At 41.6% G+C, this 18,167-nt stretch carries 19 protein-coding genes; 11 read left to right on the top strand and 8 right to left on the bottom strand.

Features of this window, described 5'->3' with window-relative positions; genetic code table 11:
- Positions 1 to 307: 307 nt before the first annotated feature.
- The 3 genes from HG267_RS05865 to acnB all read right to left on the bottom strand — a co-directional run bounded on the left by HG267_RS05865 (position 308) and on the right by acnB (position 5,213).
- Positions 308 to 994, bottom strand: a complete 687-nt coding sequence (locus HG267_RS05865; protein ID WP_045871582.1) for a PHP domain-containing protein — start codon at positions 992 to 994, stop codon at positions 308 to 310.
- A 457-nt stretch (positions 995 to 1,451) separates the two neighbouring features.
- Positions 1,452 to 2,480: a phosphoribosylformylglycinamidine cyclo-ligase gene (gene purM, locus HG267_RS05860; RefSeq protein WP_045871581.1), complete on the bottom strand. Its 1,029-nt coding sequence runs from the start codon at positions 2,478 to 2,480 to the stop codon at positions 1,452 to 1,454.
- A gap of 102 nt (positions 2,481 to 2,582) precedes the next feature.
- On the bottom strand, positions 2,583 to 5,213 hold the full coding sequence (gene acnB, locus HG267_RS05855) for a bifunctional aconitate hydratase 2/2-methylisocitrate dehydratase (protein ID WP_045871580.1): 2,631 nt from the start codon (positions 5,211 to 5,213) through the stop codon (positions 2,583 to 2,585).
- 287 nt (positions 5,214 to 5,500) lie between these two features.
- Here acnB and HG267_RS05850 point away from each other — a divergent pair, with 287 nt between their 5' ends.
- The 5 genes from HG267_RS05850 (at position 5,501) to HG267_RS05830 (ending at position 8,219) form a co-directional block, all read left to right on the top strand.
- Positions 5,501 to 5,818, top strand: a complete 318-nt coding sequence (locus tag HG267_RS05850; protein ID WP_045871579.1) for a 2Fe-2S iron-sulfur cluster-binding protein — start codon at positions 5,501 to 5,503, stop codon at positions 5,816 to 5,818.
- Between the two features lie 121 nt (positions 5,819 to 5,939).
- Positions 5,940 to 6,122 (top strand): hypothetical protein, encoded by a 183-nt coding sequence (locus HG267_RS05845; protein ID WP_045871578.1) that lies wholly within the window; start codon positions 5,940 to 5,942, stop codon positions 6,120 to 6,122.
- 163 nt (positions 6,123 to 6,285) lie between these two features.
- Positions 6,286 to 7,353 (top strand): DUF3326 domain-containing protein, encoded by a 1,068-nt coding sequence (locus HG267_RS05840; protein ID WP_045871577.1) that lies wholly within the window; start codon positions 6,286 to 6,288, stop codon positions 7,351 to 7,353.
- A 126-nt stretch (positions 7,354 to 7,479) separates the two neighbouring features.
- Positions 7,480 to 8,061: a CPBP family intramembrane glutamic endopeptidase gene (locus tag HG267_RS05835; RefSeq protein ID WP_045871576.1), complete on the top strand. Its 582-nt coding sequence runs from the start codon at positions 7,480 to 7,482 to the stop codon at positions 8,059 to 8,061.
- Positions 8,058 to 8,219 (top strand): hypothetical protein, encoded by a 162-nt coding sequence (locus HG267_RS05830; RefSeq protein ID WP_155539363.1) that lies wholly within the window; start codon positions 8,058 to 8,060, stop codon positions 8,217 to 8,219. The genes HG267_RS05835 and HG267_RS05830 overlap by 4 nt, the downstream gene beginning before the upstream one ends.
- Here the strand turns inward: HG267_RS05830 and purN are convergent.
- Together purN and HG267_RS05820 are read right to left on the bottom strand one after the other, a co-directional pair.
- Positions 8,178 to 8,852, bottom strand: coding sequence for a phosphoribosylglycinamide formyltransferase (gene purN / locus HG267_RS05825; RefSeq protein WP_045871575.1), 675 nt, complete (start codon positions 8,850 to 8,852; stop codon positions 8,178 to 8,180). The genes HG267_RS05830 and purN overlap by 42 nt on opposite strands.
- Positions 8,849 to 9,457, bottom strand: coding sequence for a hypothetical protein (locus HG267_RS05820; RefSeq protein WP_263420030.1), 609 nt, complete (start codon positions 9,455 to 9,457; stop codon positions 8,849 to 8,851). Before HG267_RS05820 ends, purN begins: the two co-directional genes overlap by 4 nt.
- A gap of 62 nt (positions 9,458 to 9,519) precedes the next feature.
- On the opposite strand from HG267_RS05820, the gene HG267_RS05815 reads away from it, so the two are divergent.
- Genes HG267_RS05815 through HG267_RS05805 form a run of 3 tightly spaced genes read left to right on the top strand, consistent with a single transcriptional unit; the run spans position 9,520 to position 10,909 of the window.
- Complete coding sequence (locus HG267_RS05815) at positions 9,520 to 10,407, top strand: carbohydrate ABC transporter permease (RefSeq protein ID WP_045871574.1); 888 nt, start codon at positions 9,520 to 9,522, stop codon at positions 10,405 to 10,407.
- Positions 10,408 to 10,446: 39 nt separating this feature from the next.
- Positions 10,447 to 10,641 carry a hypothetical protein gene (locus HG267_RS05810; protein ID WP_155539361.1) on the top strand — a complete coding sequence of 65 codons (195 nt, stop codon included), beginning with the start codon at positions 10,447 to 10,449 and terminating at the stop codon, positions 10,639 to 10,641.
- 28 nt (positions 10,642 to 10,669) lie between these two features.
- Positions 10,670 to 10,909: a hypothetical protein gene (locus tag HG267_RS05805; RefSeq protein ID WP_045871573.1), complete on the top strand. Its 240-nt coding sequence runs from the start codon at positions 10,670 to 10,672 to the stop codon at positions 10,907 to 10,909.
- 333 nt (positions 10,910 to 11,242) lie between these two features.
- Here the strand turns inward: HG267_RS05805 and HG267_RS05800 are convergent, their stop codons facing one another.
- Together HG267_RS05800 and HG267_RS05795 are read right to left on the bottom strand one after the other, a co-directional pair.
- Positions 11,243 to 12,001: a GDYXXLXY domain-containing protein gene (locus tag HG267_RS05800; RefSeq protein ID WP_045871572.1), complete on the bottom strand. Its 759-nt coding sequence runs from the start codon at positions 11,999 to 12,001 to the stop codon at positions 11,243 to 11,245.
- A 281-nt stretch (positions 12,002 to 12,282) separates the two neighbouring features.
- Positions 12,283 to 13,719 carry a DUF2157 domain-containing protein gene (locus tag HG267_RS05795; protein WP_194007965.1) on the bottom strand — a complete coding sequence of 479 codons (1,437 nt, stop codon included), beginning with the start codon at positions 13,717 to 13,719 and terminating at the stop codon, positions 12,283 to 12,285.
- 39 nt (positions 13,720 to 13,758) lie between these two features.
- On the opposite strand from HG267_RS05795, the gene HG267_RS05790 reads away from it, so the two are divergent.
- The 3 genes from HG267_RS05790 to HG267_RS05780 all read left to right on the top strand — a co-directional run bounded on the left by HG267_RS05790 (position 13,759) and on the right by HG267_RS05780 (position 16,100).
- A complete protein-coding gene (locus HG267_RS05790) occupies positions 13,759 to 13,890 on the top strand; it encodes a hypothetical protein (protein WP_263420029.1) in 132 nt (43 codons plus the stop codon).
- Positions 13,891 to 14,019: 129 nt separating this feature from the next.
- Positions 14,020 to 14,979, top strand: a complete 960-nt coding sequence (locus HG267_RS05785; RefSeq protein ID WP_045871571.1) for an RsmB/NOP family class I SAM-dependent RNA methyltransferase — start codon at positions 14,020 to 14,022, stop codon at positions 14,977 to 14,979.
- A 620-nt stretch (positions 14,980 to 15,599) separates the two neighbouring features.
- Positions 15,600 to 16,100, top strand: a complete 501-nt coding sequence (locus HG267_RS05780; protein ID WP_045874037.1) for a DUF1648 domain-containing protein — start codon at positions 15,600 to 15,602, stop codon at positions 16,098 to 16,100.
- A 13-nt stretch (positions 16,101 to 16,113) separates the two neighbouring features.
- Here the strand turns inward: HG267_RS05780 and HG267_RS05775 are convergent, their stop codons facing one another.
- Positions 16,114 to 18,090: a tetratricopeptide repeat protein gene (locus HG267_RS05775; protein ID WP_155539607.1), complete on the bottom strand. Its 1,977-nt coding sequence runs from the start codon at positions 18,088 to 18,090 to the stop codon at positions 16,114 to 16,116.
- Between the last annotated feature and the right edge of the window lie 77 nt (positions 18,091 to 18,167).

The raw sequence follows: 18,167 nt of genomic DNA, 5'->3' as shown, positions 1-18,167 counted from the left end.
GTTCCTACAATTCCTGGCGCGTAGTGTCTTTTAGCCTGTAGGTTGTGTTGAGTATAAGTGAAGTCAACCTACTTCTGCAAAATGCCAAAAAGTCTCACTCAATACTTTTAATTAAAAATCAAAAATCTAAAATTAAAATATTAAAGGCAAAATAATACGAATACAAAATTAAAATAAGTAAAATTGCTGGGAATTGCTAGAACTGTTTGCAGTACACAAGCTTAACCTAAAATCTAAAATTCCAACTTGGTATAACTCCCCTGGCTTAGAGAACCAGGAGTGTTAAACAAAATGCCTACCTGCATGATTACAAACGCTGGAGTATGTTTAAACCGTGGGTATCAGTACCGCAGGTATTGTAAAGACTATATTCGTTAGCCAAATGTTGTATTTGTTCTGATTCTAAAGAACTTGGTCTCCAAGGGTTCGGGTTATTGTAAGCGTAGAAAGTTTCTACACCATCGATTCCCCTTTCCGCAGCAGCAGGAATTAAATCTAAGTGCGATCGCCTAAAGCGTGCTGGGTGAGCTAATACTGCTAATCCCCCCGCCTCATGAATCGCAGCAATGACGTTATTTGCTTGGTATTCTGCGCCTGTTGTGGCTTTTCTTTGCAAATAAGGTTTCATGCTATGGTGTTCTGGCTGGAAAGAGTAAGCCAGAATATGAACTTCTACATCTAAAAGGTTGGCATTAATTTCTACACCAGTCCACAGATGGGGAGCGCTTGCACCCGGATTATTCCACTTCCAGTCTTCTAACCAAGCTTTGGCAACTTGGTATCCACCAATACTATGATGATCGGTGATTGCTAGTCCTTGTAAACCAATAGCGATCGCCTGTTCCATCAATGTATTTGGCTGCAATCTGCCATCAGAGTGAACAGTATGTATATGAAAATTAAATGACCTCGGACAACTTTGAGCATTAATATTTTGGAATACTTGCTTTAAAATTTCCGTGGAAGCTGAAGTCCGAGCAAAATTTACAACCATAACCCCTCAAAGACAAAATACATTGTTCTCAACACAGGAACACGCCGCATATTTCTAGATGAAAAACCACTAACACCATAAGCTAGTGTCAGTATTTTCTCGAATTCGACCGCAAATTTTTCAATATGTTAAGACTACGTTAGCAAATCTCAACGCTGACGGGCATGAGTATTTTCGATTGCATTTATCAGCATAGGTAACAAATAAGTCGAAACACTTATTCATTCCATAGAGATTAGTTGACAGGTGACTGCAACAGTTAACAGTCAACCGTCAACTATCAACACAATTCAATATGCTTTGTTCGATGTGCAACAGCCGATCAATGTTCAATATTTTTCGGTTAAGGGTAAAAAAGCGAAGGGGAAAGGGAAAAGAAGATATCTTTAACCTTTTCCCCAAACCCAATGGTGATGTAAAAATGCTTAACTGCGTAGTATTGGATGAATATTGTGATTTAATCAAGCAATCCGACTAATGAATTATCACCAGTAATTACTTCACCAATGGCAAAAGTAGGAATATCTTGTGATTGAAAGAAGGTTATTACTTGGTCAGCGCTATTTGGTGGGACTAATAGCACATAGCCAATACCCATATTGAAGGTATTATACATTGCTTCATCGTTCACTCCTCCAGCTTCGGCTATCCACTGAAATAGTGGAGGAGTTATCAAATTATGGCGATTGATTTTAATTGCTTGACCTTTGCTTAAACATCTGGGTAAATTTTCTGGCAAACCACCACCTGTAATGTGTGCCATACCGTGAATTTCTAAACTAGCTTGACGTGCAGCTAGGATAGGTTTGACATAAATGCGCGTCGGTTTGAGGAAAGCTTCTCCAATGGTTTCGCCACCTAATGATTCTGGGCGTTCATTCCAATCGAATTTGTGATCGCTCACAATCTTTCGTACTAAACTTAAGCCATTACTATGCACACCAGAACTAGCAAGAGCGATCGCAACATCTCCTACTTGTACCTGGGAACCATCAAGCATTTGGCTTTTTTCTACAATCCCTACACAAAATCCCGCCAAATCATACTCACCGACTTGGTAAAAACCTGGCATTTCTGCGGTTTCTCCCCCCAGCAAAGCACAACCAGCTTGCTGACACCCAGCCGCAATTCCTGCAACTACCTCAGTTAATTGCTCTTTATCCAGCTTACCTGTTGCCAGATAATCTAAAAAAAACAGCGGTTCGGCTCCAGATGTCAGTACATCATTAACGCACATCGCCACCAAATCAATACCTACAGTATCGTGGCGGTTAAGAACTTGAGCAATTTTGAGCTTTGTCCCAACACCATCTGTTCCAGAGACTAATACTGGTTCCTGATAACCCCCTGGAAGCTGAAAACAACCACCAAAACCACCTAGTCCCCCAAGTACTTCTTTTCTAAAAGTACTGTGAACCAAATTGCGAATTTTATCTACAAAGGCTCGCCCAGCCTCAACATCTACCCCAGCGTCCCGATAATCCATTCCTGACTGCTTCCTGACGGCACTGTTTTCAATTCACTCTAGTTAAGTAGAGTAAAGCTTTAACAACCTTGAGGTGAGCCATTAAGACTCACCCAAGTTAAACTATACCAACAAAGCCTGCTGTTCTATAGAAATCACGCGCCCTTCATCCTCAAAACCCGCAATTTGATCGAAGTTCAAATACCGATATAAATTGTCGGCAAAAGGATGAATTTTATTCGCCACAATATCCAAGTATTCTTGTACTGTGGGAATGCGTCCTAACAATGCACAAACTGCGGCTAATTCGGCAGAACCTAAATACACTCTTGCACCTTTACCCATGCGATTATTAAAGTTGCGGGTAGAGGTGGAAAATACAGTTGTGCCATCAGCAACTCGTGCTTGATTACCCATGCATAAACTACATCCTGGCATTTCTGTCCTAGCACCCGCAGCACCAAAAATGCTATATACACCTTCTTCTTTTAATTGGTGTTCGTCCATGCGGGTTGGGGGTGCTATCCACAGGCGTGTTTTGACTTCACCTGCGCCTTCCAATACTTTCGCTGTTGCGCGATAATGACCGATATTTGTCATACAAGAACCAAGGAATACTTCTTGTACTGGATCATTAGCAACTTCCGATAATAATTTTACATTATCGGGGTCATTGGGAGCAGCAACAATTGGTTCTTTGATTTCGTTCAAATCAATTTCAATTATTTCGGCATACTCGGCATCTGCATCAGCTTCAAGTAATACGGGATTGGCTAACCATTCTTCCATTTTGGCGATGCGGCGGAGAATAGTACGCTCATCGTGGTAGCCTCTGGCTATCATATTCTTTAACAGCGAGATGTTAGAACGCAGATATTCAGCAATTGTTTCTGTACTCAGTTTAATTGTGCAACCGGCACAGGAACGTTCTGCTGATGCATCTGTTAATTCAAAGGCTTGTTCAACTTTTAAATCGGGTAAGCCTTCCAGTTCTAAAATCCGTCCTGAGAAGATATTTTTCTTGTTTTCTTTCTCTACTGTTAGCAATCCTTTTTGAATGGCGACGTAGGGAATAGCGTTAACAATATCTCTGAGGGTAATACCTGGTTGTAATTCTCCTTTGAATCTTACCAAAACTGATTCTGGCATATCCAAAGGCATGACACCTAAAGCGGCGGCAAAGGCTACTAACCCGGAACCTGCGGGGAAGGAAATACCTAGGGGAAAGCGGGTGTGAGAGTCGCCACCTGTACCGACGGTGTCGGGTAGCAGCATCCGGTTTAGCCAAGAGTGAATGATACCATCACCGGGGCGTAGGGCTACGCCACCACGTTGGGCAAAAAAGTCTGGTAAGTCGTGGTGAGTTTTGATATCTACTGGTTTGGGATAAGCTGCGGTGTGACAGAAACTCTGCATTACCAAATCAGCGCTGAAACCAAGACAGGCGAGTTCCTTTAACTCGTCGCGGGTCATGGGGCCTGTGGTATCTTGGGAACCAACAGTTGTCATGATGGGTTCGCAAGATGTACCAGGGCGCACACCGGCTAATCCGCAAGCTTTCCCTACCATTTTTTGGGCGAGGGTGTAGCCTTTACCTGTATCTTCCGGTGCTTGGGGACGAATAAATAAGATGCTGGGTTCTAAACCGAGTGCTTGGCGGGTTTTGTCGGTGAGGGTACGCCCAATTAATAAAGGAATACGTCCACCTGCACGGACTTCATCAAGGATGGTATCGGGTTTGAGGTTGAAGGTGGAAATCACATCACCTGCTTCGTTGGTGATTTCGCCTTTGTAGGGATGGATGGTAATCACGTCACCTGTTTCTAACTTGGTGACATCACACTGAATTGGCAAAGCACCAGCATCTTCAGCTGTATTAAAGAAGATTGGCGCGATCGCACCACCTAAAATATATCCCCCAGCGCGTTTGTTGGGAACAAAGGGAATATCATTACCCATGTGCCACAATACGGAATTGATGGCAGATTTCCGGGAGGAACCCGTACCCACTACATCCCCGACGTAAGCCACAGGATGTCCTTTTTTCTTTAAATCGGCAATGGTTTTTAAGCTTCCCGGTTGCCGTGACTCTAGCATCACTAAGGCGTGTAAGGGAATATCCGGGCGAGTGGTAGCACTTTGGGCGGGGGATAAGTCGTCGGTGTTGGTTTCCCCAGGAACTTTGAAGACTGTAACGGTAATTGTCTCTGGGAGTTGGGGACGAACAGTAAACCACTCAGCTTCCGCCCATGAATCTATGACGCGTTTGGCATAGGGATTGGTTTTGGATAGTTCCAAAACATCATGGAAAGCATCATACACCAACAAAATTTTGCTGAGAGCGTTGGCGGCATAAGCAGCGATGGGTTCCTTTCCTTGTCCCTGCATGACTAAAGGAGTTTCAGCAGAGTCTGATACAGAGACAGTGGGAGTTTGCAGCAATTCAATTAAAGATTGCACATTGTAGCCACCTACCATCGTTCCCAGTAATTCTACTGCTTGGATGGGTGAAATTAAGGGGCTTTTGGTTTCACCTTTGGCAATGGCTGTGAGAAACCCTGCTTTGACATAAGCTGCGGCATCAACTCCAGGGGGTATGCGATCGCGCAATAAATGCAATAATGTATCTTCTTCACCCTTGGGCGGATTCTTCAGTAATTCGCACAACTGGGAAGTTTGCTTGGCATCTAGCGGTAAGGGGGGAATTCCTAATTCAGCTCTTTCTACAACGTGTTGACGATATGATTCCAACATTCTACACTCCAAGATATTAGCCAAAAATGGTTTTAGTGTTTATAATCACTGCCTATATTTCAGGAGAACTCAAGCTTACAAGTCTTCTTTCACGGTATCAACTGGTAATGAGTCTCCCTACTTGAAGTTTTTGGTCTGGCCAGGACTTATAATTATCACTGTATAGCTACTTCTGCCAATAAATCTATTTGAAAATAATTTTTGGGTTGGCATTTCTCGACTTGGTTGTGTGTCTATTCATCAGATAAAATATTTCCTTTGTTAGTTAAATTACATTCTTTTTGTATATGTCCAAAACATACACCGTTGAAATCATCCATCAAGGTGAGAGCCACACTTTACAAGTCCCTGAAAATGAAACTATCTTAGCAGTTGCCGATCAAGCTGGTTTAGAATTACCTAGTTCTTGTCATGCAGGTGTTTGTACAACTTGCGCGGGTAAAATTATCTCCGGTTCTGTGGATCAAACTGATGGTATGGGCGTTAGTCCAAATTTACAAAAACAAGGTTACGTGTTGCTTTGTGTAGCTAAACCTCTGTCTGATATCAAATTGGAAACAGAACAAGAAGATACACTTTATCAGTTGCAATTTGGCAAAGACTAATTAAAGAATGAAGTATAAAGGCTAAAGGATGAAAATTTGACAGAAATTTCTCTTTTAATACTTCATCCTTTATGCTGATATCAGTTATTCTAGAAAGCAATAATAACAAGGATAGGCGAGAATGACTACTCATTTTATTACCGCAGAAATTGACCTCCAAGAAACTCCTACAGAGTTAGAGCAAGCAATCGCCGCAGAATTAGAAAAACAGGGTGAACCTTTACGTTGGGCAATTACCTCTGTGGATACAGAACAGGAAAAGGTTACTGTAGAAGCTGTAGTGACTACAGCAACTGCAGAATAATTACTAATTCGTAATTCGTAAGTCGTAATTTAGAGAACAGTATCAGACCCTTGATTTAGCAATCGAGAAGTTAAACACATGGTGATGAATGTTTTAAAAACCGCGTGTCTGAAAGCATAGGAAAATAATTACGAATTACGAATTATTAATTACGAACTATTTTATGCAACGTCCATATACTGCTATTTTAATTGTACCTACTGGTGTGGGTGCAGCCATCGGGGGTTATGCAGGGGATGCTTTACCTGTAGCCAGAGTTATATCACAGGTGTGCGATCGCCTAATTACTCACCCTAATGTCCTCAATGGTGCAAGTTTGTACTGGAATTTACCCAATACTTTTTATGTGGAAGGTTACGGGTTGGACAAATTTGCTGCGGGAGAATGGGGTTTGCGCCCTGTACATAGAAATAAAATAGGTTTACTTTTAGACCAGGGAATAGAGCCAGAATTAAGGCTGCGACACTTGCAAGCAGCAGATGCAGCCAGAGCTACATTAGGCTTAACCCTGACAGATTATGTTGTAACAGATACGCCACTAAATATAGAATTACGCACATCGCCATCTGGTATTAGTTGGGGGACAATTGGTAACCCCGATAGTTTATTAAGAGCAGCAGAAGTATTAATTAAACAAGCGGGTGCAGATGCGATCGCAGTAGTAGCCCGTTTCCCTGATGATATGGAAGCAGAAGCCGTGGAAAACTACCGCCAAGGTAAAGGCGTAGATACCTTAGCTGGCGCAGAAGCCGTCATCAGTCATTTAATTGTACGTACTTTTCAAATACCCTGCGCCCATGCTCCAGCTTTAGCCTCATTCCCCCCAGATGCGAATTTATCTCCCCGTTCTGCCGCCGAAGAATTAGGCTATACTTTTTTACCGTGTGTACTTGTCGGTTTAAGTCGCGCACCACAATTTATCATAGAGAAAGGAACAATCAAATATCTACCAGAAGATATTTGGTCAGAGCAAGTTGATGCTGCAATAATACCAGCAACCGCTTGTGGTAGTAGTGCAATTTTGCGCTTAAATCAGAAGCAATGCCAAATTATTACTGTTGCAGAAAACCAAACTCAAATCCAAGTTCCTCCAGAACCTTTAGGGATCAAGTCCATACAGGTAAACTCATATTTAGAAGCAGTAGGTGTTTTAGCAGCACACAAAGCAGGTGTCGATCCCTCTGCTCTCCGTCCGCAAATAAATTCTCTACAGCAACTTGTTATTAGTTAAGAGTCAAGAGTCAAAAGTCAAAATTAATAAATTATTTCTTCCATAATCCCCAATCTCCATTACCCCTTATCCCCAGAGGGGGCCCCGAGTTCCCCAATCCCCAATCCCCAATTCCCCTAAACACCCGTGGTTGAACAACAAAAACAAGAACCAGAAATTCCTTACCTAACACGCATCCAAGTATTGGGAGCGATGGGAGCGACTGCAATTATTTTGTGGATAGTTGCTAAATTGTGGTTGCGCTTTGGTGGCTTTTCCCTATTTCCTTGGCGTTGGAATGAAACTGATTTGCTTTTGGGGGTGGGATTAGGATTAATTATCACTATTGTGAGTGGCTTAACTTATCGCTTTGTGCCAGCCTACCGTAAAAGCGCAGATTATTATCTAGATTTGGTACTCAAGCCTTTAATTTTACCAGATATTATTTGGCTGGGATTGCTACCGGGATTAAGTGAAGAATTATTATTTCGAGGTGTAATGATTCCCGCCTTAGGAGCGGATCATGTCGCTGTGATTGTATCAAGCCTTTGCTTTGGGGTATTGCATCTGAGTGGCTCTCAACAATGGCCTTATGTGATTTGGGCAACTATTGTTGGTTTAATGCTAGGCTATGGTGCGCTATTGAGTGGCAATTTGCTAGTGCCAATTATTGCCCATGTGATGACGAATTTGATTTCTAGTTATTTGTGGAAGTTGCGAAAAGTATGAAAAACTCCATCCCCTTGTGGGTGGAGTTTTTGGGCATGGGGAATCGGGCATGGGGCATGGCGAAGAAATTACCAATGCCCAATGCCCCAAGCGGCGGGGCGGCTGTCCCTCTCCGTTTAAGCATGATTGAGGATGAGCGATCGCCTGTGTGCGGCTAGTGCGATCGCCTGTGGTAAAATTCGGTGTTCCTCAACTTGAATCCTGGCGTGAAGCGTTGCTGCGGTATCATCTGCTAACACTGGTACTGCTGCTTGGATGATAATAGGGCCGCTGTCTACTTCTAAACATACTAAATGCACCGTACAACCAGTAATTTTTACCCCAGCCGCCAAAGCTTGTTCTACCGCATGAATACCTTTGAAACTTGGTAGCAAGCTGGGATGAATATTAATAATTCTGTCAGGAAAAGCATCAATTAATACTGGTGTTAATAGCCGCATCCAGCCAGCTAAAATTACCCAATCTACATCGTACTGCTGCAAAGTCTGTACAATTTGCCCATCAAACTTTTGTCGATTTTTGCAATCGCGGTGATTCAACAATACCGCCTCTACACCCCAATTCGCTGCCCGCACAGCAGCCTTAGCATCAGGGTTGTTGTAAATCAAAACTTGAATTTGGGCGTTTAGCTGTCCGCCTGCAATAGCTTGGGCTACCGCCTCAAAATTGCTGCCATTTCCTGAGGCGAGAATGCCTAATTTTAAAGGAGTGCTGGTTTTTAAGACCTCATGAGAAATGTTGGGCGAAATCAAACTAGTTGTAGCAGTATCGATTGTAGAATTATTACTCATATTTGCGGGTTAATAAACTTGGTATTCTCCGGTAGCTTCGTGGTATCGGAAACTTTGGTGAATAGGGTGGCTGTCCCAGAGAAAGCTGTTGGTCGTGGTTTACCAGGGTCGGTATTATCTAATTGCAACCGCAGTTGACCATCAGCTGTAAATTCAAAAATTGTCAGAACTGGTTGTTTTTCTTTAGCGACTATGACATTTAAATGCATTGGTTGGGCTGTCGGGTTGATTTGATATTGAAATTCCACAGCTACAGAAGTTTTTGTATCAGGCGACAGAACATATAATTTACCATCTGGCGAGAACATAAAAGTTAGCGTCACAGGTGATGAAGGGTCTTTAGTTTGCCATTCACCGATTAATTTTTGAGCAATGGGGTTTGTAGACTGTTCTGTAGGCGCTGGATTAGGAATTGGTGTAGGTATCGCCTGATTTGTAGGTGCTGGATTAGGAATTGGTACTTTTGCAGGTTCAGCCAGCACAGCTGTATTGAGTGTCATCGATAATGCTATAAGTACGCTAGAGGTCAGCTTTGTGCTGGCGATCGCAATTTTGCCAAAGTAGGGGAAAATGTGAGGCATTCGTTTGAGCCAAATAGAATTCACAGGATCTTAGCAGTACCTCTGCGTCGAATCACACCCTACCGCATTCAACAGCCAAAACCGCTATGAAAACATCCCGTTCCTCTCAGATGCAACTGCTAGATAATGATACAGTTGCCGCCTGGGTTTTTCTCACACCCGCACTGATTTTACTAGGTCTGTTTATCATTTGGCCGATCGCCTATTTGTTTTATCTCAGTTTTACAGCTGGTAGTTTTACCTCAAAAGGTACTTATCTCGTCGGCTTCAAAAATTATTGGCGCTTGCTGTTAAATTCCGATTTTTGGCAAGTTTTGGCTAATACCGCTTATTTTACGATTGCCACAGTAATTCCCAGTTTAGTGATTCCCCTAGGGCTAGCAGTACTATTAAATCGTTCTTTGGCTTTACGAGGCATCATCCGCAGCGCCTATTTTCTACCTTCAATTATTTCCTTAGTAGCTGCTGGCTTAGGATTTCGCTGGCTATTTCAAACCACTGGCCCCGTTAACGGATTTTTAAATATATTTGGCATTCCATCGATTCCTTGGTTAGGGGATACGTTTTGGGCTATGCCAGTACTTATTTTACTGAGTATTTGGAAACAACTCGGCTTTAATATGGTGGTGTTTTTAGCAGGGTTACAAGCTATTCCCCCCAGCCGTTACGAAGCTGCGGAATTGGATGGCGCAGATGGCTGGCAACAATTTTGGCATATCACCCTCCCCGGATTGCGACCAACTTTAATATTTGCGATTATTACCACTGCTATTTTTACCTTGCGGAGTTTTGAGCAAGTTTACGTAATTACAGGCGGCGGGCCGTTAAATTCAACGAATTTGCTAGTTTATTACATCTATCAAGAAGCTTTTGGTCAATTTGATTTTGGTTATGCAGCCGCAGCCGCAACGGTGTTATTAGCAGTAACTCTAGTTTTGGTGTATTTGCAATTGCGAACTTGGGGAGAAGAGTAGGTAATGGGGAATGGGGAATGGGGAATGGGGAATGGGTAATTGGTAATTGGTAATTGGTGTTTGGTTTTTCCCCTGTCTCCCAATGCCCAATGCCCAATGCCCTATGCCCAATGCCCTATGCCCAATGCCCAATGCCCAATGCCCTATGCCCCATGCCCCATGCCCCACATAAAACACAAGTTGATACAGCTGACAATCTGTCCCAGGATGTGTATCCTAGTTGAGGATTATTAACTTACTGCAATATTTAACGCATCTTGATATGGATAGAAAAACTAAACGCCTTTTAATGCTAGTTGTTTTCTGTAGTTTGAGTGGTGTTATTTTAGGCGGTACTACCAGCTGGGCAGAAAGTACTATGTGTTTGGAAGCCAAGACAGTTACTAGTGACTGCTTGACTCAAGACCCTATACAAAAAACTATACAAGGAATGAGTACTGGTTTAGTAGCCGGTGCCGGAGCAGCTTTTGGTGTAGCTTGGCAGTTACGCCAACAAGACTAAACAATTCGTAATTCGTAATTTGTAATTCGTAGTTAAAGCGGCTATTTTGGGATAATCAATCGCAAAATAGCCGCTTTGCATATACAGAGTAGGGTGGAATGTCACTTACTTTAGCGGGATTTAGATCCCCGACTTTTTCAAAAAGTCGGGGATCTGGGCAGCAATGTTTACTTAAGTCAGTGCTATTCCAGAGTAGAGTGTGTTCTGCCTTATAGCAACGCACCTTAAATATGCTTTAAAGTGTCATTGATGTTTTTTTTAGTTTTGCTGCGCGATAACACAGGCTACTATTAAGTAATTACGAACTACGAATTACGAATTACAAATTAGTAATTATTCAAAGCGATAGTTGCGATCGCGCACCCATAAACTAATAGGTACAGCATTACCTTGAGGATCGACTTTGACTTTGACTACTATTGGTTGTCGTCTTCCTTCACGAGAGTCTAAAGCACGGGAAATATCTCTACTAATCCGTTGCCTTTGTTCCTCTGGGATGTAATATGTCTCTACGCCATAATTGACAACGCCATCCCGATATACGCCTTTTAAGGCGACCTGATCATTTGCTAGGTTTGTGGGTCGTCTTCCGCTAACTCTTATTGGCCTCCAAGCAGACGGAACACCACGACCAGAAAATTCTCTCTCTTCCAGAGTTACATACAAATTGGTTCCTTCTGCCAATTGTCTAGTTCTACCCCTATTTTGCCTTAGCAACTCCTGCCAGCCAGGTAGTCTTCTCAAAGTTGCAATTCGGGAAATGTTATAGTCTAAATTGATGGCGTAATTTTGCCGCACATCATCAGGATCTACAGACGCACTTTGCAAAATCACAGTTTTGCCTGCAACATCTGTGTAAACAGCTTGGGTCGGTACTGCCATAATCAACCCTGTTTGAATTAACAGGGGAACCAGTAACCGCCAAAAAGGTAAAGGTTGGTTTGCTTTTTGTTCAGTAGCAATTAAATAATCCCGAAAAGTCAGCTTTCCAGAAAATTCAGCTTCGGGAGACCAACCTTGATTAGATTTATTTGATGATTTATTCGATTCAGAAGCGCTGGATTTATTTGATTCGGAGGCATTACTTTTCATGGGCGTAGTCCTGAAAGGAGAGGAAAATAACCGGGATTAGGACTTACGCAGAGACAGGCTAAGGGACTTTCAACTAAAAAAATATTCCATCCCTGCGGGACGCTACGCGAACGCTATGTCAGCAGAGGAAGCGGACTAAGCAGAGGAGAAAGAATTTATTCCTCTGAAGGTGGGATCATTTATTTTCTGAAAACCCCTAACTACTCAAATATTAGGAATACACAGAGATAACATTCTATCGAATTCTTCGTAATTATGAATTACGAATTATGAATTACGAATTACGAATTGCTTTTTTTACTTTTTCCTTCAGATTGGCGACGTTCAAACCACAGTCCGGCGCTAATTAGTACAGAACCACACATTACAAAAACCAGCGACTTGACTAGCAAGTCTGTATTGTACTCCCACACCCGACTGAGGACTTGTAAAGTTAACAATAGCATACCGCCCCAGAAGGCGGGTCTATCGTTAAGTTTCAATCCTTCTTGAATTAGTTTCCAAGCTAAGATGACTAACAGAACGTTGAAGGCAAAAATTCCCAGTTCGCTAATGCGAGTAATACCTTGATGCCAAAAAGGTACTAAAGCCGTAATGCCAATAAATATCCCAATTAGGATCAGGTTGAAAACCATTTCTCGACGGGCAGGATTATTGCGTTGACGCAGCAGAAATAACCATTGTAAGACTGCCAAGCCACTAAGAATCCCGATATCGATGATGGGAAGACTTCTGAAGATGTTGCTGTTAGTAGTTGGCGGGATATAGCCATTTTCGGGAAATTGCCATTGCCAACGAAAGGACAAGATATAAAATGCAAAACCAAAACAGAATAAAGCCAGGCTACGCGCTAGGGGTTGAAACAAGCGATAATTAACCGTGGGAAATAGTAAGTCATCGTAACTCCACAATAAAGCTGGTGGAAGTGCAAAGGCGAAGGATGCCACCCACGGCGCAATATCAGTGTAAGTTAGTACTTGTAAGGGATTGAGGTTGAATTGCAAGGAACTGACAAAAGCAAAAACTGCTAATCCAAAAATCCAGCGCGATCGGCAAAAATAGGCTAAGGGTACAAAAAATAGCCAGGATATCAAGGGCATATGTCGCACAATTAATCTTGCCCAAGTCCATTCGCCTTGAGTGTACCACCAGTCTCCGAGTCCACTCCAATAACCAATGAGGACGAGGACAATGCCCAGAATACCCAAGGAATTTAAGGATAGGCTGTAAGCCATGATCACAACCCCAAATCCCCAAGCAATAAACAGTTCCGCAGTGGAACCAGCAATATTGAAGACTTGAGCCATCAAGAGGATATTTGCGCCTAAAATAAAAGCGCCTAATATCAGTAAAGCCTCTCCTAATGAGCGTTTGCTGCGGTCAAGTTTTTTGCCTTCCGCTTTCCGCTGTGCAGGTTCTCGCCAAGTGTAAAAACCAGTGATAGTAACAGATAGAAACAAACTGATCATCAAGATAAACTTGACATCTCGCGACCATTCTTGCCAGTTGGCGGCGATAAAAATAATCACACCTAACACTAACAAGATACCGCCAACTGCGATCGCAATCATCCGCGAGCGATCGCGCGTAGCTGCTTCTATGTTGTTAAATTGATAACGGTCTGCTAACTGTTGGTATTGCGAAGCACTAATTATGCCTTCGTCTCGCCACAGCTGTGCTTCTTTGCGTATTTTTTGCTGAAAATTATCGAATATCATGACCCTCGGTGGTGTAGTTTGGGGGCTGGGGATTGGGAATTGGGGACTGGGGATTGGGGATTGGGGACTGGGGATTGGGGATTGGGGACTAGGAAGATAAGAGAATATGGGGAAAGGGGAAATAATCAATTACAAACACCTAAAACCAAACACCAAACACCAAATGCTTAATGTCCAATGCCCTATGCCCTATGCCCTATGCCCCATGCCCCATGCCCCCATTTCAAATGACATGATGTTTTTCAGTATGCAGCTAAACCTTAGCTTGGCATTGTTCTTTCATAACAGTTTGATTTATCGATGGAAAAACCTTCAAATCTATTAATTAAACTTGCAAAGCGTTTGTTTGCAAACGTTGATATTCAAGAGAAATTTATTGCAGCGCTGATTAATCCTCAACCTTTTCATCCTTGCATTTTATGGTGTCAATCAAGACCAAAAATTTCACCTTTTTCTGTAGAAACACCAGCTAGTTGGCAACCGGAATTTGTAGATAGGTTACCTTTAGGAGAAAAGCCAGGTAAACATCCTCTGCATGACCAAGGAGATTTTTATTGTCTGGATTTTTCTTCTGTATTTGCAGCAGCGCCTTTATTAACAATTTCACCATCGGTAAAGCTGATATTTGATATGTGTGCTGCACCGGGAGGCAAGAGTATCTTTGCGTGGAAGGCTTTGCAACCTGAATTACTAATTAGTAATGAGGTAATTGGTAAACGGTTAGGAATGTTAATTTCTAATTTGAAACGTTGCCAGATTAAACCCAGCTTTGTAGTTAATCGAGATTCTAGTATTTTGGCGGAAACTATACCATTATCTAGTAATTTGGTTTTAGTGGATGCTCCTTGTTCTGGGCAATCTTTACTCGCTAAAGGTGAAAAAGCACCAGGATGTTTTCACCCAACTAATATTAATAAATGTGCTAATCGGCAAAAACGGATTATAGCTAATTCTGCTAGATTGGTAGCGCCTCAAGGCTATTTAGCTTATATGACTTGTACCTATTCTCCAGAAGAAAATGAGGAAGTGTGTGAATGGTTTTTACAGAGATTTCCTCAATTTGAGGCAATTAAAGTGAGTAATTTCCAAAATTACCAATCGCATTTAACCGATATACCTTGTTATCGTCTGTTTCCCCAAGATAGGTTAGGAGCAGGAGCATTTACGGTACTGTTCAAAAATACAGAGGTTGGTGAGACAAAGGAGGTAGATGAAGAGATTTTTAATCAACTTGGTTGCAGAGAAATTTTATCTGAATGAACATTAAGGAGCAGGAAACAGGAGGAATAGCCAGAAATTTTATGTGATTGGATTTGACAAGGACACCGTATTTTTTGTGATACGTTTATCAAAATATATTTTTGATTTTGTTAATCAATAGATTTAGTAGCGGACTGACACAGCTAATTTGATGCAATAGCAAAAATTCATCGGCGTTTATCGGCACGGCAGTTGCTTCTCCCAAGGGGAGACGCTACGCGTAGCTTGCTTCCCCGTAGGGGTACAAGTCGGGGAACCGCAAGGGCGCACTGCCTTGTTTATCTGCGGTTAATTTAATCAAATCTAATGCCTCATTTTAGGCGTGTCAGTCTAGTAGAGTGCGTTAAGCTAAAGCTAACGCACCGATGGAAAAGCTTTTCATGCGTTGCTAAAATGTTGCAATAATTTTTCTTGTGGGGTGGACATCTTGTCCGCCCCGGACGGGTGAGACACCCATCCCACAAGAGTTTTTTTATGCACTATTTTAGTCTTGTCAGTCCACTAGGGGGAAGCAAACTTACCATAGAGAAGATTGTAATTTTTTTTGACATTTGGGGTAGTTTCATATTTCAAAAATCAGGCTAGATTAAGACCAAAATCAGCAGATTAAGGTAAATATCATGAGTAATCAAAGGCCTGTTCTTGTAATTCCTGAATCGCAGCTATTGCAAATAATAAATTGGGGTGCGTTAGCAGGAATAGTGGCATTATTTGGCATCGCACTTCACGGTTGGTTAACATTACCCGATACGATACCAGTCCATTTTGGCGTTGATGGACGCGCTAACGGCTGGGGTAGCAAAACAGTTATCTGGTTGTTACCAATAGTGGGTTTATTTATGTATGGAATGCTGACATTGATCAACCGCTATCCCCATACTTTTAATTATGTAGTGACAATTACGGAAGAAAATGCATTTAGACAATATCAAATTGCTTGCTCAATGATCGTTTGGTTAAAGTTTGAATTAGTTTGGCTCTTTGCTTACATTGAATGGCAAATGTACAATCTCGCCACTACCGAAAATCCTACTTTAGGAATTTGGTTTGGCCCTGTGTCTGTAATATTGATATTTGCTACGGTTGCATATTGGTTAAGCCAATCTTTGATGGCTCGTTAATGACGAGGACTAGCTAGACTTCTGCTAAAATTTCTAATTGCAACTCAATATGAGCTTGAGAATAGCGATCGCCATATTCCACAAAAATATCTAAAGCTCTTTGATAATTTTGGCGCGCCTGTGCTGTATCCTGGATAGTCTGGGCAATCATCCCCAGGTTTTGATAAGTACGGGCTTGTTTATAGCGATCGCCATATTCAATATAAATATCCAAAGCTTGTTGATAATAGCGTTGCGTCTTTGCTAAATTCTGCATCTGTTGAGCAACTAGCCCCAAGTGTTGGTAGATATTGGCTTGCTCATAGCGATCGCTTTGTTCGATGTAGATATCCAAAGCTTGTTGATAATAGCGTTGCGCTTCGACAAATTCCTGTGTTTTTTGGGCTACACTTGCCAAATCTTGATATATCTTGGCTTGCTCATCGCGATCGCCATATTCAATGTAGATGATCAAAGCTTGTTGATAATGTTGTTGCGCTGCTGCAAATTCCTGTGTTTTTTGGGCTATACTTGCCAAATTTTGATATGTCAGTGCTTGGTGCTGGCGATCGCCATGTTCAATATAAATATCCAAAGCCTGTTGATAATTACGCTGTGCTGGTGATAGCTCTTGTAACGCTTCGGCAACTACACCCAAATTGTAATAGGTGCTGGCGCAAGAATAGCGATCGCTATGTTCGATGTAGATTTGTAACGCTTGCTGATAATTGCGCTGGGCTTCGGTAAATTCCCGCAATTCTTGGGCAATTATCCCTAAATTGTAGTAGGTGCGGGCACATGAATAGCGATCGCCATGTTCAACGTAGATTTGTAACGCTTGTTGATAATAATTCTGCGCCTGTGACAATTCCCATATTTGTTGAGTAATATTGCCTAATTGGTCATAAGTACGGGCTTGATGATAGCGATCGCCATATTTAATATAAATATGCAAAGCTTGTTGATAATTACTTTCTGCTTGTGCAAATTCTTGCATTTGCTGGGCAATTATCCCTAAATTGTAGTAGGTGCTAGCTTGCCAAATTTGTTTCTGTATCTGCTTTTGGCTGTCTAAAGTCTTGTATATTTGTAATGCTTTTATGTAAGATTCTCTGGCTTGTGAATATTGTTTTTTTAACAGTTGCCAGCGACCTAGTTTTTGAATTGCTAAGGGTATTTGATAGCCTAATTCACTTTTAATAAATACAGATGGATATTTTTCTAAATTTTGACAGACTATTTCTGCTAACTTCTGATTTGTTTGATTGTCATTAATCAAATCTAAGTATCTATCTAGACAAAAATAAATACTCATACTTTCTTGCTTATGCAAGCATAATTCTAAGGCTTTGTAGAGGTTTTCATATTGCCATTGACAAAATAATCTGCCCTTTTCCCGCTCTTGGTAATCATGGGAATTTAGCAATTGGTGATATTTTTCTGCATACTTTAAATAGTGATTTTTAAATGCCTCATCTAAGGCTTGATGCATTTGCTCATTGAGGCTTTCTAACTTCTGCTGCAAAAAGTAAGGAAATACAGGCTGGATAATCAGCAAATTAGCGAAAATATTATGATATTGTAACAATCCCCAGTCAATAGCTTCTTGAATAGCTGCATCAATTTTTTTGAGGGAATATTTCTTAAGTAATTCTAAGTTTTGTAGTTCTTGAATGTAATTTACCAGTTCATTCCGGTCAATCAAACCCTTCAAGGGAGATAAGTACAATAGTAACGTCTGTGTATCAGCAGATAAATCCTTGTGAGGATATTCTACACATTTAAAGATTGTTTTACTTTTATAATCGCTAAATTTATTTAAATTTATATTAACAGCCTGCCAATCTAGCCGCATCTCCTGTGGCGATTGCTTGTGTAAATTTGCTAGCACTATTTGCTTTGCTAAAGGATACGCCGCCAACAAATTCATCAACTTCTGAACATCTACATCTTTGCGAATCGCATCAAATCTATTAATAGCTTGGTTTTGACGAATCATACTGGCTGACACGGCTAGAGACTCCCAAAATTTACAATTACATCCTGTAATTACTGTTTAATATATTCTCTATGTAATCGCTGATAATT

Source organism: Tolypothrix sp. PCC 7601, assembly GCF_025677855.1.
Classification (GTDB): Bacteria; Cyanobacteriota; Cyanobacteriia; order Cyanobacteriales; family Nostocaceae; genus Aulosira; species Aulosira diplosiphon.
The sequence above is the reverse complement of the archived record's forward strand: the minus strand, read 5'-3'. Positions and strand labels throughout refer to the sequence as shown.

Coding starts and splice junctions, on each gene's coding strand:
- HG267_RS05865 (WP_045871582.1), bottom strand. CDS start 994: ATGGTTGTAAATTTTGCTCGGACTTCAGCTTCCACGGAAATTTTAAAG.
- purM (WP_045871581.1), bottom strand. CDS start 2,480: ATGGATTATCGGGACGCTGGGGTAGATGTTGAGGCTGGGCGAGCCTTT.
- acnB (WP_045871580.1), bottom strand. CDS start 5,213: ATGTTGGAATCATATCGTCAACACGTTGTAGAAAGAGCTGAATTAGGA.
- HG267_RS05850 (WP_045871579.1), top strand. CDS start 5,501: ATGTCCAAAACATACACCGTTGAAATCATCCATCAAGGTGAGAGCCAC.
- HG267_RS05845 (WP_045871578.1), top strand. CDS start 5,940: ATGACTACTCATTTTATTACCGCAGAAATTGACCTCCAAGAAACTCCT.
- HG267_RS05840 (WP_045871577.1), top strand. CDS start 6,286: ATGCAACGTCCATATACTGCTATTTTAATTGTACCTACTGGTGTGGGT.
- HG267_RS05830 (WP_155539363.1), top strand. CDS start 8,058: ATGAAAAACTCCATCCCCTTGTGGGTGGAGTTTTTGGGCATGGGGAAT.
- purN (WP_045871575.1), bottom strand. CDS start 8,852: ATGAGTAATAATTCTACAATCGATACTGCTACAACTAGTTTGATTTCG.
- HG267_RS05815 (WP_045871574.1), top strand. CDS start 9,520: ATGAAAACATCCCGTTCCTCTCAGATGCAACTGCTAGATAATGATACA.
- HG267_RS05805 (WP_045871573.1), top strand. CDS start 10,670: ATGGATAGAAAAACTAAACGCCTTTTAATGCTAGTTGTTTTCTGTAGT.
- HG267_RS05800 (WP_045871572.1), bottom strand. CDS start 12,001: ATGAAAAGTAATGCCTCCGAATCAAATAAATCCAGCGCTTCTGAATCG.
- HG267_RS05795 (WP_194007965.1), bottom strand. CDS start 13,719: ATGATATTCGATAATTTTCAGCAAAAAATACGCAAAGAAGCACAGCTG.
- HG267_RS05785 (WP_045871571.1), top strand. CDS start 14,020: ATGGAAAAACCTTCAAATCTATTAATTAAACTTGCAAAGCGTTTGTTT.
- HG267_RS05780 (WP_045874037.1), top strand. CDS start 15,600: ATGAGTAATCAAAGGCCTGTTCTTGTAATTCCTGAATCGCAGCTATTG.